Genomic DNA, 13,457 nt, shown 5'->3' with positions numbered 1-13,457 from the left:
GGAGAGCGGTTTGACGGGCGGTGCCTGGGCGCTGACGGCGACCTTCCACAGCGCGAAGGCGATCGCGTCCGCGCTGCGGTCCAGCGCGGTGGTGTTCACGTTGCCGGGGTAGCTGTCGCAGGCCTGGTGGTAGCAGCGGTCGTACGCCTGGTTGGCGGTACCGCCCCACTTCTGCGCCTGCGCGGCGGTCTTCCTGGCCCCCGCGCCGGTGGACAGGGTCGTCGTGGTGATCCCGATGTTACGGAACGAGCCGTCGTCGCTACAGCACTCGGCGACCTCTTCCGTCGGCACGTTGATGGAGTCGAAGTATCCCTTCAGGTTCGCCGCCAGCGGCGTGGTGATGTAGTCGATGAAGTAGCCGGCGTTGGGCGAGCCGATCATGTCGAAGTTGAAGTAGCCCTTGATCTTCGAACGCTCGGCGGTCGGCAGCTGCCGGGTGTAGAACTGCGAGCCGCGCAGGCCCTGCTCCTCGTCGGTCCACCAGCCGAACCGGACGTGGTTGAGCATGGTGGGCTTGGACTGGGCCAGTTGGAGGGCGACCTCCAGCAGGGCCGCTGAACCGGTGCCGTTGTCGTTGATGCCCGGACCTGCCCCGACGCTGTCGAGGTGGGCGCCGAACATGTAGGTGCTGCTCTCGTTTCCGCCCGGCCAGTCGGCGATCAGGTTGGGTCCCGCGCCGCCGGTGCATCCGGATGTGCACGCCTGCCGGACCACGGTGAACCCGGCGGCCTTCAGCTTCCCTTCCAGGTACGACACCGAGCCGGTGTAGCCGGCGCCCGTGGAACGGCGGTTGCCGCCGTTGCTGGTGGCGATGGTCTGCAACTGCTGCAGGTGCGCCTTGACGTTCTCCACGTTGATGTCGGGCGCGGCCGCCGTGGCGGGCGCTCCGGCGACGTCGAGGGCGTACGCGGCGGTGCGGGTGTTGCTACCGGCGGCGTTCACGCTGACCGTGTACGAACCGGCACGTACCTTCTCACCGGCCGTGATGGTGAGCGTGGAGGTGTTGCCCGCCTGGACCCGCGCCGGGTCGAAGCTCACGCTCAGGCCGGAGTCGGCGGGGGAGACGGTGGCCGTCAGGTCCACCGGCTGGGAGTCGCCGCCGGTGACGGTCGTGTTGACGGTCGTCCGCACCGACTCGCCGGCCTTGATCGAGCCCGTGCCGGGCGACACCGTCAGCGAGAAGTCGCTACCGCTGGGGGAACAGGTCGGCTCACCGGACTGCGCGCCGAGCTGGACGGCGTTCCAGGCGTCCTTGACCTTGTTGTACCAGTTGCAAGTCGGGTCGAGGTTCTTCGCCGCGGTCAGCGTCAGCGTCCGGTACCGGGCGTAGTTGGTGCCGGAGGTCTTGAGCATCATCGCGTTGTAGAAGATCTTCGCGGCGTTCAGGGCGCCGATGCCGGTCACCGACGAGGGGCCGCCCTGGCAGACCGGGCTGCTCGGCTTGCCGCCACCGGGGTTGGAGCCCTCGGCGAGCAGGTAGAACCAGTGGTTGCCGGGTCCCGCCGCCTTGTGCACCTCCATGTTCGGCACCGAGCTGGAGTAGCAGTTCGGGTCGTTGTCGACCAGGGAGGGGTTGTACATGTTGCGGATCGGGCCCTGCCCGACCAGGTCGACCATCTCACCGACGGTGTAGTCGGGGGTGTCGACCCGGTTGTTCAGGAAGTGCTCGGTGGCCGCGCCCCAGACATCGCCGACGAACTCCTGCGTACCGCCGCCGGAGATTCCGCCCGGGGTGAAGTTGTCCAGCGCGTGACCGAACTCGTGCGCCACCACATCGGTCGCGGTGATCCACTCGTTCCGCTCGTTGAAGCCGAAGTTGGCCTCGTCGCCGGTCCAGTAGGCGTTGATGTCGTTGAGGCCGACCTTCGCCGGAGCCCACTGGCCGTTCTGCAGGCCGGTGCGGCCGAACGACTTCAGCAGGTCCCATTCACCGGCGGCGGCGTACATGACGTCCACGCAGCCGGATTCCTTGTCGGTCTTGGACGAGCTGCCCCAGACGTCGCTGGACTTGGAGAAGACCTGGCCGGTGCTGTAGTCGGCACACGACATGCCGGGCCGGGCAGGGTCCTGCATCGTGTAGCCACTGCCGGACTGGGTGGTTCCGATGGTCAGGTTCGACCCTTCCCAGACGCCGGTGCCCGTACCCGCGTAGATGGTCTCCTGCTCGTCGAAGCGCTTGCCGGTCAGCGCGTCGACATAGACCTTCTTGCGGCTCATCTGCTTGCCGTCGCGGCCGGAGACGATCGTCTCCCACGCCAGCCTGGGCTTGGCCAGCGCGTGCACCACCAGACGCGGCTTGAGCTGCTTGCCGTCCGGCTTGGTCAGCGCTCCGCGCGACCTGCCCGCGGCGGTGGCGGCGTCGACCTTCGGGGCGACGCCGACCTTGATCTGCTGCTTCTGCGCCACCGACACGGTGCGCACATGGCCCTTCGCGTCGGTCGCGACGACGAAGTCGCCGCCGACCACCGGCAGGTCGCGGTAGGTGCGCTCATAGGCGACGTAGTACTGGTCCCAGGGGGTGCCGACCACCTGCGTCCGGACGTACTTCTCGCTGCTACCCGCGCGCAACTCGGCGACGCGTCCGCTGACCAGCCGGTCCGCCGACGCCATCGCGGCCGCCTTCGGATCGGTGCCGGGTCTCGGACTGCTCGCGGGGGCCGTCATGGCGAGTGCCGCCATGCCGGTGACCGTGAGAGCGGCGACCAGAAGGGTCACCAGAAGGAAATTGCGTTTCACAGCCGCATGCCTCCATAAGGCGGGGTCAAGGCCGCCCCGCAGGGGGACGGGGCGGCGGCTGACGCGACGACGGGCCCGGCGCTGAGGGGGGTGGAAGGCGGGGTCGGTGACGGGGGGCGCGCACGGGTGGGGAACGGTCGCGTCATGCGAAGACGAGAGTGACAGCTGATGCGCGCTTGCGGACCCTCGCAATTGGGCATAGCTTCGCGGCTATGCAGGTTGAACTGCGCCACCTGCGCGTGCTAAGCCGGATCGCCGAGGCGGGCAGCATCACGCGCGCCGCCGCTGACCTCGGCGTGTCCCAGCCCACGCTCAGCGCACAGCTCCGCCGGATCGAGCAGGCGTTCGGCGGACCGCTTTTCCAGCGAGGCCCGGACGGCATCGCACCCACCGCACTCGGCCGGCACGTGCTCTCCCGGGCCCGTGGCGTGCTCGCCGACATGGACGACCTGCTCGCCACCGCCCGCACCAACGGCACGCGGACCGGCATCCGGCTCGGCACCCACCCGAGCATCCTGCTGGGGGAGTGGCTGCGGCGCCTGGAGACGGGCCCGCTGCGCCGGACGGTCAGCACGAGCCTCGACTACTCCGGCGGCGTCCTCAACCATCTGCTCGCCAACGACCAGGTCGACGTCGTGTTCATGGGCCGCGTCACCGACCACCACGCGCCACCGTGCCCGCCCGGCACCGACGAGCGGATCATCAGCATCGAACCCTGCGGGGTCGCGCTGCCTTCCACCCACCACCTCGCGAAACGCGGGCGCATCGAGCTGGCCGACCTGGCGGACGAGACGTGGATCCCTCCGCAGGGGGGCGACGACGGCGGTACCGCCATGCTGCGCGCCGCCTGCGAGGCCGCCGGTTTCTCACCGCGGTTCCGCTACCACGACGTGGACGTCAACGGCATGGCGGGCTTCGTCGCCGCCGGCTTCGCCATCGCGCTCGTCGCCCCCACCTGGCAGCCCGTCGAGGGGATCACCGTCGTCGCCCTCGCCGGCCGCGCCACCGACGCCCACCTGGTCCTGCGCTGGCGGACCGCCAACATGACCCTCGCCGAGATCGACATCCTGCACACCAGCTTCCACGAGATGTACGAGCCGGTCGTCCGGCGCCACATCTCCGAACTCCCCTGGCTGGCGGACAACCCCGACGCCCGTCCCCGGCTCATCGCCTGCGGGTCGACCCCGTCCTGACCACCGTGGCCGGCGGGCGCCGGGGCACCGTGCTAGCGGCCGGTCAGCGCGCCCTCGGGGCGGCGGGGCGCCGGGAACGCCCGCCGGGCCAGCTCGTCGTAGGGGTGGCCGGCGGCCTCCGCGCGGCCGCGGGTGAGAAGGCTCGCGGCCCAGGCGCACAGGAACCCGGCCGGCACCGACACCAGCGCCGGGATCGACAGCGGGAACAGGTGGTCGTCGCCGAGCACGTCCGGGCCGACGAGGACCAGCCCGACCGAGGACACCAGCCCGCCGAGCAGTCCGGCGACCGCGCCGTACCGGTTGAGGCCGCGCCAGTAGATGGTCAGCACGAGCACCGGCATGGTCGTGCTCGCCGCGACCGCGAAGGCCACATTGCCGAGGAAGGCGATGTTGAGGTTCTTCGCCCACAACGCGAGGAGGATCGCCACCAGTGAGATCCCCACCCCGGCGAGGCGGCCGACGACGAGCTGGCCGCGCGGCGACACCCGCCCTCGCTTGAGGACGGTCGTGTAGAGGTCGTGGGCGATGGCGCCGGACGAGGCGATGGCGAGGCCCGCCAGCACCGCGAGGATCGTCACCATGACCACGCTCGCGGTGACGGCGAACAGCAGGTTGCCGCCGAGTTCCTCGGCCAGCCGCGGCGCCGCGAGGTTCCCGGCCTTGTTGTCGGCCAGGATCCGCTGCTTGCCCACGAGGTTCAGCGCGGCGTAGCCGAACACCGGCAGGACGGCGAAGAACCCGGCGAAGATCCACATCGCGACCTGCGCCGAGTCACGGGCCGCCCGCCCGTCCCGGACGGTCAGGAACCGCACCATGACGTGCGGCAGACCCATCATGCCGAGGACCATGCCCATCGTCAGCGACACGGTCTCCAGCGAGGCGGTCGTCCCGCCGCGGTGAGGCGCGACCGCGCCGTCCCCGAACCGCGCGGCGGCGTCCTGCATGGAGCCGAGCACGTTACCGCCGGTCTTCACCGTTACCAGGAGCAGGAGCAGGAGCATCGTCACGATCAGCACGGCGGCCTTGAACACCTGGATATAGGTCGTCCCGACCATGCCGCCAAGGAAGGTGTAGACGGTCATCAGCGCGCCGACGACCAGCACCGCGACCGGGAAGTCCACGCCGAGCAGCAGCTGTGCCAGCAGCCCGGCCCCGACGAACTGGATCACCATGTAGATGATGCTGATCACCAGGGTGGACACCGCCATCGCGACGCGCAGCCCGCGCCCCTCGAAGCGCGCCGCCACCGCGTCCGCGAGCGTGTACCGGCCCAGGTTGCGCAGCGGCTCGGCGATCACCATGAGCATTAGCAGGTACGCGGCGGGCACGCCGACGGCCAGGTAGAAGCCGCCGAAACCCGACAGTGCCACCGCGCCGGTGATGCCGAGGAACGAGGCGGCCGACAGTTGGTCGCCGGCGAGCGCCAGGCCGTTCTGCCAGCCGCCGATCCGGCCGCCCGCCACGTAGTGGTCGTCGGTGTTCTTGTTGCGCCGCGCGGCCCGTGCCGTCAGCACGAGCGTGACGGCGACCAGGGCGAGGACGATCAGTACCGCCGTCCGGTTCATCGCCGCACCCCCTGGTCGAACCGGGCCGCCCAGCGGCGGTAGGCGGTGGCCGCGATGACGGGGGCCACGATCACTGCGAGCCCGACGGCGTAGCCGAGGCCGATGCCGTTGACGACCCCGTCCAGCGCGCCGGTGAACGAGGTCGTCACGGGGAAGGCCATGAACAGCAGGAACGTGGCCGCGGCGGCGGTGAGGACCAGCCGCTTGTGCCGCGCGATGGCGGCATCGTGCTCCGCGAGATGGGTGTCGGTCCGTTCGGAATCGTGCGAATCGGTCATGCGCGTTCGCCTTCCCCGGCGCCTGCCCGGCGCCGATTCGTCGCTGCGCCCCCGAACTCGCGACGAAGATTACATACACGAAATCGTATATGACAAGACCCTTCGCAGCCTTCCGTGTCCGGACGGCGGCTGACCGTCACCTCGCCACCCGGTGATCACCCCCGCCCCTGCGGCGCTGTCGCGGACCGCCGCACCGGCACCGTGAAGGGCGGAGCCGCCGTTTCGGGAAATCGGGAATATGTCGCGCCAGCGCGGCTGGTTTGCAGTGGATCTTTGCTTGAGTTTGGTTCGCGATCAACGTCGCCGGAGGTGATCGACGCCAGGATGAAGAACGGGTGCCGCCTCGCACGAGAAATGAGGTACGGGTGACAGGGTCACCATTTCAGGGATTCGTTATGATCTGCGTCCGGGAAATCGGGTCATGACCGCCACGGAGCGAACTCCGTCGCGGACGCGGACCGCCCGGGACGGCGTGGTCGTCGTCATGCCCGCCTACCGCGAGGCGGAGAACCTGGCCACGACCGTCGAGGACTTCCTGACCACGTTGGAGGGTGCGGGGCACGACCACCGGATCGTGGTGGTCGACGACGGCAGCCGGGACGCCACCGCCCAGGTCCTGGGCGATCTGGTCGAGCGGTATCCGGACCGCGTCATCGGGGCACGCCATGAGCACAACCGGGGCTACGGCGCGGCGGTCCGCACCGGCATCTCCGTCGCGCTCGGCCAGAGCGATCTGCGGTTCCTGCTGCTGACCGACGCCGACGGCCAGTTCAAGGCCGCCGACCTGCTCACGCTGCTGCTGGTCAGGCGGGAGCACCGGGCCGACGCCGTGACCGGGTTCCGCCGCCGGCGGGCCGACCCGCCGGCGCGCCGGGTCGGCGGGCACCTGTGGACGCTGGTCAGCAGGCTGCTGCTGGGCACGCGGAGCCGTGACGTCGACTGCGCCTACAAGCTGCTCGACCGGCGGCTCGTGGAGGACCTGGTCCTGGTGGGCGACGCCGCGGCCATCGACCCGGAACTGCTCGCCAAGATCGGCAAACGGGGGGCGCGGATCGTCGAGCACCCGGTCGACCACCATCCCCGCGTGCACGGCCGCCCGACCGGCGCCACGCCCTGGGTCATCGCGAGGTCCCTGCTCAGCCTGCTGCGGGTCCAGCGGAGCCTGATCCGGGACGGCTACAGCCTGCGCTGGGCGCGGTGGGCGACCGACCCGAAGGACCCGGTGCTCGCGCTGGTGACGCTGGCGGCGGCGGCCCTGTCGGTCGGGGCGCTCCTTCACCACCTCCGGCACGGCGCCGTGCTGGCCTACGACGACGCCGTCTCGCACCTGCTCATCACCCGCCGGGTGATCGACAGCCCGACGGGGGGCGCGGCGCAGCTCGGCGCGGTCTGGCTGCCCCTCCCGCACCTGCTGGCCCTGCCGTTCAGCTGGCAGGACGACCTCTTCCGCGCCGGGTTCGGCGGCACCGTCATCTCGATGCTCGGCTATGTGATCACGGTGCGGTACGTCTACCTGATCGCGCTCTGGATGGCGGCGGGACACGCCCGCCTGGCGCCGCGCCCACGCGACCGCGCCGCGGGCGCCGCCGCGGCCGGGCTGTTCGCGCTCAACGCCAACGTGCTCTACATGCAGAGCACGCCGATGACCGAGCTGCTGCTGTTCGCCTGCATCGCGGCGGCCGTCCACCACCTGCAGGCGTGGTGCCGCAACGGGCGCTACGCGCAGCTGGCGATGGCGTCGGCGGCGACCGTGGCGGCCACCTTGACGCGCTATGAGGGATGGCTGCTGGCGGCGGCGGTCCTGGCTGTGATCGTTTATGTCGTGGTGCGCAGCGGGAGGGGATATGCGTACATGGAAGCGCACCTCGCCTTTTTCTCGATCGCGGCTTTCAGCGGAATCATGGCCTGGGCGGGATGGGCTTACGTGATCTTCGGTGACCCGCTGTGCTGGTATTCCGGTGAATACGCGAAACCCTCCCTCTGGGTGATGGCCGGAGACGAGAATGTCGGCGCTCTGGCCACCTCCGCACGGACGTACGCCCTGGCGGTCGTGCACGACCTCGGCTACCCGACGCTGGCGGCGTCCGTGGCGGGGCTGGCCGCCTACGGGTGGCGTTCGCGGCTGCGCCCGCCCGCGGTCGCCCCCTATGCCCTGCTCGTCTTCGCGCCGTTCTTCGTCTGTGCCCTCTACAGCGGGCAACGTCCGCTCCACGTCCCGGAAGTCCACGGAGACTCCTACAACGTCCGGTTCGGCCTGGTGATGGTCCTTGCGGTGGCGATCTTCGCCGCGTACCTGGTGTCCCTGGTGCCGTCCAGGCCGCACGTCCTGGCACGCGCCCGGGGCACCGTCGCGGCGGGCGTGGCCGCCACCGCGTTCGCCGTGCCCGGGACGGCGACGCTCGCCGAGCCGCTGAGCTGGGAAAGCGGGACCCGCGGACAGGGTGCCCGGGACGCCGCGCGATGGCTGCGGACGCACTACGACGGGGGCACCGTCCTGATGGAGAACTACGGGAACGAAGCGGTCGCCTTCGAGTCCCGTATCCCGATCGGGCGGATCCTCTACGAGGGCAGCTTCCGGCTGTGGGAGCGGGCCCTGGCCGACCCGGCCGGCAGCCGCGTCCGCTGGATCTACGCGCGCACCCTTGCGGGCTCGCCCGACCGCACCTGGCGGAGGCTGCGCGACGCCCCGTCCTCGCTCCGCGGGTACGCCCTCGTCTACCAGGACGCGGACCAGCGCGTCTACCGTCGGGCGGGCACGTCATGACCCTGACGGAACCCGCCCTCGGCTCGGCCACGTCGCCGATCCAGATCATGCCCATGGACGACGAGCTGAGCGCGCGGCGCGTGCTCAGCCGAGGACAGGTGATCGCCGGCGCCGTCGTGCCCGCCGTGTTCGCGGCCGGGTTGGCCCTGCACGCGGCGGCCGGCCTCGGGCCGTCGCCGGGCCGACTGGCCGAGACGGTGGTCACCGCCATCACCGCCGTCTACCTCGTGTCGCTGGTCTTCCGGGCGGCGATGGTGGCCGCGGCATGGAACTCGCCCGTGCTCGACCTCGGCGAGGGCGAGGCGTGCCGCGTCCCCGACGGCGAACTGCCCGTCTACACCGTCCTCGTCCCGCTCTACCGTGAGGCGAACGTCCTGCCGGACCTGCTCGACCGGCTCGCCCACCTGGACTACCCCGCGGACCGGCTCCAGATCCTTCTGCTGATCGAGGCCGACGACGAGGAGACCCAGGCCGCACTGCCCGACCTGGGCCCGCCGTTCGAGGTCGTGCGCATCCCGCCGTCGGCGCCCCGCACCAAGCCCAAGGCGTGCAATGTCGGGCTCGCCCAAGCGCGCGGCGAGTTCGTGGTCATCTACGACGCCGAGGACCGTCCCGACCGCGACCAGCTCCGCAAGGCGGTGCTGGCGTTCCGCTCCCTGCCCGACCGGGTCGTGTGCGTCCAGGCCGAACTCCAGTACTGGAACCCCTGGACCAACTGGCTGACCCGGTGCTTCGCCGCCGAGTACGCCACGACCTTCAGCCTCTGGCTGCGCGGCCTGGACCGGCTCCGCCTCGCGATCCCGCTCGGCGGCACGTCCAACCACTTCCGCGGCGACGCGCTCGCGGCGCTCGGCGGCTGGGACCCCTACAACGTCACCGAGGACGCCGACCTCGGGATCCGCATCGCCCGGCGGGGCTGGGAGGTGCGCATGATGGCCTCGGTCACCGAGGAGGAGGCCAACAGCCGCCTCGGAAACTGGGTCCGCCAGCGCAGCCGCTGGATCAAGGGCTACCTACAGACCTGGCTCGTCCACACGCGGCACCCGCTGCGGCTCTGGCGTCAGCTGGGGACCAGGCGGACCCTGGCCTTCCACCTCACGATGGGCTTTCCGACGCTCACCACCTTGGCCAACCCGTTCTTCTGGACGCTGACCCTGGTCTACCTCTGCACCGGCACCCGCTACATCCAGGCCATGTTCGCGCCCCCGACGCTCTACTGCGGTGTCACCACAATGATCGTCGGCAACCTCCTGATGGTCTATTGCGCGATGGCCGGTTGCCTGGAACGTGGCCTGTTCCCGGCGGTGCGCACCATGGTGACCATCCCGCTCTACTGGGGGCTCATGAGCGTCGCCGCCTACAAGGCCCTCTACCAACTCGCCCGGCCCAGCAGGCGTCACTTCTGGGAGCTCACCGAGCACGGCCTCGTGGAGTCGGCCCACCACCGGCCCGATCCTCAAAGCCTCCTCGCCACGGGGTAAACCTGGTCGCCACTTCTCAGTTAGAAAGCGGCAAAACCTGACAAATGGGGTGTTCGGTCGGGGGTATGTGGCGCCTCAATGGAAGTCAGGAGGCGTGAAATGGAACTCTACGAGCGGGAGCACGACCGGCAGCGCGCGGAGGCGGCGCGCCGGGTGGACGAGCGCGCCCCGGAGCGGCGTGAACGCGAGACCGTGCTGGCGTCACCGGGCGGCCTGGCCCTGGCCGACAGCCCGGAGCGGATCGCCGAGCGGGTCGACCGGCTCAGCCGCCTGTCCGCGGACGGCCCGGCGCCGGACGCGCCCCTTGAACGGATCATCAACACGGTCGACTACCTGGGCGTGCGGTACCTGGACGCCGGAGTCGCCGCGGCACACGCCGTGGCACGGGTCGGCATCCGCGACGCCAACGGCAGGCCCGCCGGGTTCGGGACGGGATCGCTGGTGTCCCCGGTCCTCCTGCTGACCAACCACCATGTGCTGCCCGACGCCGCGACGGCACGCACCAGCGTGGTCGAGTTCGACTTCCAGGACGGTGTCGACGGCCGGCCGCTGCCCACCGTCGTCCACCCGCTGGATCCCGACCGGTTCTTCCTCGCCGACGCCGCGCTCGACTTCGCGCTGGTCGCCGTGGGCGCGTCGGACGCCGATCTCGCGGCGTTCGGTTTCAACCCCCTGATCGAGGCCGCCGGCAAGGCGATCGTCGGGGAGTTCGTCACGATCGTCCAGCATCCGCGCGGGAGAAAGAAGCAGGTGGCGCTCCGCGAGAACCGGATCGTCGACGTCCCCGACGGGTTCTTGCACTATGCGGCCGACACCGAGCCGGGCTCGTCCGGGTCGCCGGTGTTCAACGACCAGTGGGAGGTCGTCGCACTCCACCACGCGAGCGTCCCCGCGCCGGAGCGCGACGAACTCGGCGGGTTCGTCAACGAGGGGATCCGTGTCAGCCGGATCTGCCAGCTGGTGCGCGAGGCGGTCCTTCCGGACGCCCAGCGCGCACTCGTCGACCAGCTCTTCGCGCCGTCGCGGCCCGAGGGGACCGCGCTCCGCGACACCCCGGCGACCGCGATCGACCCCGACTACGCGGGCCGCGGCGGCTACGCCCCGGCGTTCCTGGCCCGGCCGCTGCCGCTGCCCGTCCCGTCCCCCGAACTGGCCGCCGCCGCGTCCGCCGAACTGCGCTACCACCACTTCAGCGTCGTCATGCACCGGCACCGCAAGCTCGCCCTGTTCACCGCGAGCAACATCGACGGCTCGCACGCCAAGCGGCCGAGGCGCACGAGCGACCGCTGGATCTTCGACCCCCGGCTGCCGATCGAGGAGCAGACCGGCGAACGCGTGTACCGGAACAACGACCTGGACCGCGGCCACCTGGTGCGCCGCCTGGACCCCGCGTGGGGCACCACCGACATCGAGGCCAGGGCCGCCGAGGACGACACGTTCCACTTCACGAACTCCACCCCGCAGCATCACGCGTTCAACGCGGGCCAGACCCTGTGGCTCGGGCTGGAGGACTACGTCCTCAACAACGCCGACAACCTCGATCTGGCCGTCAGCGTCTTCACTGGCCCCGTCCTCGCGGACGACGATGACGCCTACCGGGGCGTCCAGTTGCCCCGCCAGTTCTGGAAGATCGTCGCGATGGCCCGCGAGTCGGGTGACCTGTCGGTGACCGGCTACCTGCTCAGCCAGGCGTCCCTGATCGAGGATCTTCCGACGGAGGAGGCCTTCTCCTATGGCGCGTACCGGACGTTCCAGGTGCCCGTCCGCCGCATCAGCGAACTCACCGGCCTGGTCCTGGACCCGCACATTCAGGCCGACCCGCTGGAACGCCTGGAGACCACTCCCGCTCCCCGCGAACTAACCCGCCCCGAGGAGATCATCCTCTGACGGGCCCGTGGTCAGGACCCGCGCACGAGGCGTGCGCCGTCAAAGGTGGGATGCAGGTGGCGAAGCCCCTGCGACGGGAACGCGAGGCCGCCATCATCGAGATGGGGATGTGGGGGCGGAGCCTCTACGACCGGGGGTGCGGGGGCGGAGCCCCTGCAACGGGGGTCTGGGGGGCGCCGCCCAGAAGACACCACGGGCCCGGCGAAGCCACCCGAAGGGGGCGAGCATGCGTCGCCACCGCGTGGGCGATACTGGGATTGAACCAGTGGCCTCTACCGTGTCAAGGTAGCGCTCTCCCACTGAGCTAATCGCCCTTGCGTGTACTGCGAGGTGGAGACGGGATTTGAACCCGTGTGGACGGCTTTGCAGGCCGTTGCCTCGCCTCTCGGCCACTCCACCAGAGCGAGGCCGGGGGCCTCTCAGAGCGGACGACGGGATTCGAACCCGCGACCCTCACCTTGGCAAGGTGATGCTCTACCAACTGAGCCACGTCCGCGTGGCGGGCCGGTTTCTCGCCCGGCGCGCATGGACAACTCTAGCGGAATCCGGGGGCTCCTGCGTACTCGGAATCGGTCGTCTCGGCGTGCAGGGAGTTCCAGAAGGCGAGCTCCTGATCCTCTTCGAGGTGGGCGATGCGGCCCCAGAACTCGCGGTCCTCGGCCTCGTGGGCGGCGGCGAGGGAGAGCACCGGCATGAGGGTGGTGCCGGCGTCGGCGGCGTCGAGGTCGGAGGGGGTGAGGTCGGCGGGCAGGGCCACGGGGGTGGCGGGGCGGTGGTGCTTGCCGCGTTTGCGGACGCGGATGGGCGGGGCCGTGGGAGCCTTCGCGGCGGCGACGCGTCCGGCGGCGAGGGCGACGGTGCCGCAGAGGATGAAGGCGAGGATGCCGCCGAGGACGACCTCCTGGTGGGGGAGGGGCTGCTCGGGGGCGCCGTGCTCCTGCTCCTGGGTGTGGGTGGAGGACGTGGTGTCGGCGCCGAGTTTGTCGACGGTGGGGGCGGGGGCGGCGTGCTTGGGCGCGTACTTGGGTGCGGCCTCGACCTTGATCTTGCCGGGGTACCCGAAGCCGACGACGGTGTCCATGTCGCGGGTCTTGCGCATGAGCTTGTAGCCGTCGGCGTTGGCCTCGATGGTGTGGAGGGTCTGGCCGTCGACCTTCTCGACGATGCCGACGTGGTCGATCTGGTCGGGGTCGCCGGAGCCGTTCCAGTCGTAGAAGACGAGGGCGCCGGGCTCGGGCTTCTTGCCCCAGGCGTCGTTCTTGCGGAACCACTGCGCGTGCTCGACCGTCGAGGCGAACTGACCCGCCTGCTCGGTGACGCCGGCCTTGTCGGCGGCCCAGGCGAGGAACATGTCGCACCAGGGGGCCGTCTTGAAGTAGTCGTCGTGGTCGCCGTCGATGTTCTTGGCGTACCAGTCGCCGAACTTCGTGTAGCCGTCACCCTTCTCGGTGTAACCGAGCTGGGCCTTGGCCACGTCGAGCAGCTTCTTGCCGATGGGGTCCATCACGCTCCCTGCCGCCTGACTCGTTCGGGCAGGGGAAAGCCCGACCGGG

8 protein-coding genes and 3 tRNA genes are annotated in these 13,457 nt (G+C 70.5%); 4 read left to right on the top strand and 7 right to left on the bottom strand.

Annotated elements, in window-relative coordinates; genetic code table 11:
- The coding region (locus AMA02S_RS35955; RefSeq protein ID WP_157431061.1) for a M28 family peptidase at nucleotides 1–2,715 on the bottom strand (2,715 nt) is incomplete at its 3' end.
- Between the two features lie 233 nt (nucleotides 2,716–2,948).
- On the opposite strand from AMA02S_RS35955, the gene AMA02S_RS35950 reads away from it, so the two are divergent.
- Nucleotides 2,949–3,929: a LysR family transcriptional regulator gene (locus AMA02S_RS35950; protein ID WP_067468137.1), complete on the top strand. Its 981-nt coding sequence runs from the start codon at nucleotides 2,949–2,951 to the stop codon at nucleotides 3,927–3,929.
- A 32-nt stretch (nucleotides 3,930–3,961) separates the two neighbouring features.
- Here the strand turns inward: AMA02S_RS35950 and AMA02S_RS35945 are convergent, their stop codons facing one another.
- Both AMA02S_RS35945 and AMA02S_RS35940 read right to left on the bottom strand, forming a co-directional pair.
- Complete coding sequence (locus AMA02S_RS35945) at nucleotides 3,962–5,494, bottom strand: solute symporter family protein (RefSeq protein ID WP_067468134.1); 1,533 nt, start codon at nucleotides 5,492–5,494, stop codon at nucleotides 3,962–3,964.
- Entirely contained in the window at nucleotides 5,491–5,772 is a 282-nt protein-coding gene (locus tag AMA02S_RS35940) for a DUF485 domain-containing protein (RefSeq protein ID WP_067468131.1), read from the bottom strand. The genes AMA02S_RS35945 and AMA02S_RS35940 overlap by 4 nt, the downstream gene beginning before the upstream one ends.
- Nucleotides 5,773–6,193: 421 nt before the next feature.
- Between AMA02S_RS35940 and AMA02S_RS35935 the strand changes: the two genes are divergently transcribed.
- The 3 genes from AMA02S_RS35935 to AMA02S_RS35925 all read left to right on the top strand — a co-directional run bounded on the left by AMA02S_RS35935 (nucleotide 6,194) and on the right by AMA02S_RS35925 (nucleotide 11,904).
- Complete coding sequence (locus AMA02S_RS35935; RefSeq protein WP_067468128.1) at nucleotides 6,194–8,536, top strand: glycosyltransferase family 2 protein; 2,343 nt, start codon at nucleotides 6,194–6,196, stop codon at nucleotides 8,534–8,536.
- The gene (locus tag AMA02S_RS35930) at nucleotides 8,533–10,017 is read left to right on the top strand and encodes a glycosyltransferase family 2 protein (RefSeq protein WP_067468125.1); all 1,485 of its coding nucleotides are present in this window, start codon (nucleotides 8,533–8,535) and stop codon (nucleotides 10,015–10,017) included. Before AMA02S_RS35935 ends, AMA02S_RS35930 begins: the two co-directional genes overlap by 4 nt.
- A 99-nt stretch (nucleotides 10,018–10,116) precedes the next feature.
- On the top strand, nucleotides 10,117–11,904 hold the full coding sequence (locus AMA02S_RS35925; RefSeq protein WP_157431060.1) for a DNA/RNA non-specific endonuclease: 1,788 nt from the start codon (nucleotides 10,117–10,119) through the stop codon (nucleotides 11,902–11,904).
- A 242-nt stretch (nucleotides 11,905–12,146) separates the two neighbouring features.
- Here AMA02S_RS35925 and AMA02S_RS35920 read toward each other — a convergent pair.
- From AMA02S_RS35920 to AMA02S_RS35905, 4 genes are all read right to left on the bottom strand, one after another.
- Nucleotides 12,147–12,218, bottom strand: a tRNA-Val gene (locus tag AMA02S_RS35920).
- Nucleotides 12,219–12,232: 14 nt separating this feature from the next.
- Nucleotides 12,233–12,303 (bottom strand) — tRNA-Cys (locus tag AMA02S_RS35915).
- Nucleotides 12,304–12,327: 24 nt separating this feature from the next.
- Nucleotides 12,328–12,400 (bottom strand) — tRNA-Gly (locus AMA02S_RS35910).
- Nucleotides 12,401–12,439: 39 nt separating this feature from the next.
- Nucleotides 12,440–13,408, bottom strand: a complete 969-nt coding sequence (locus AMA02S_RS35905; RefSeq protein WP_067468119.1) for a CHAP domain-containing protein — start codon at nucleotides 13,406–13,408, stop codon at nucleotides 12,440–12,442.
- Nucleotides 13,409–13,457 lie beyond the last annotated feature (49 nt).

Origin of the sequence: Actinomadura macra NBRC 14102 (assembly GCF_001552215.1) — a bacterium.
Classification (GTDB): Bacteria; Actinomycetota; Actinomycetes; order Streptosporangiales; family Streptosporangiaceae; genus Spirillospora; species Spirillospora macra.
The sequence above is the reverse complement of the archived record's forward strand: the minus strand, read 5'-3'. Positions and strand labels throughout refer to the sequence as shown.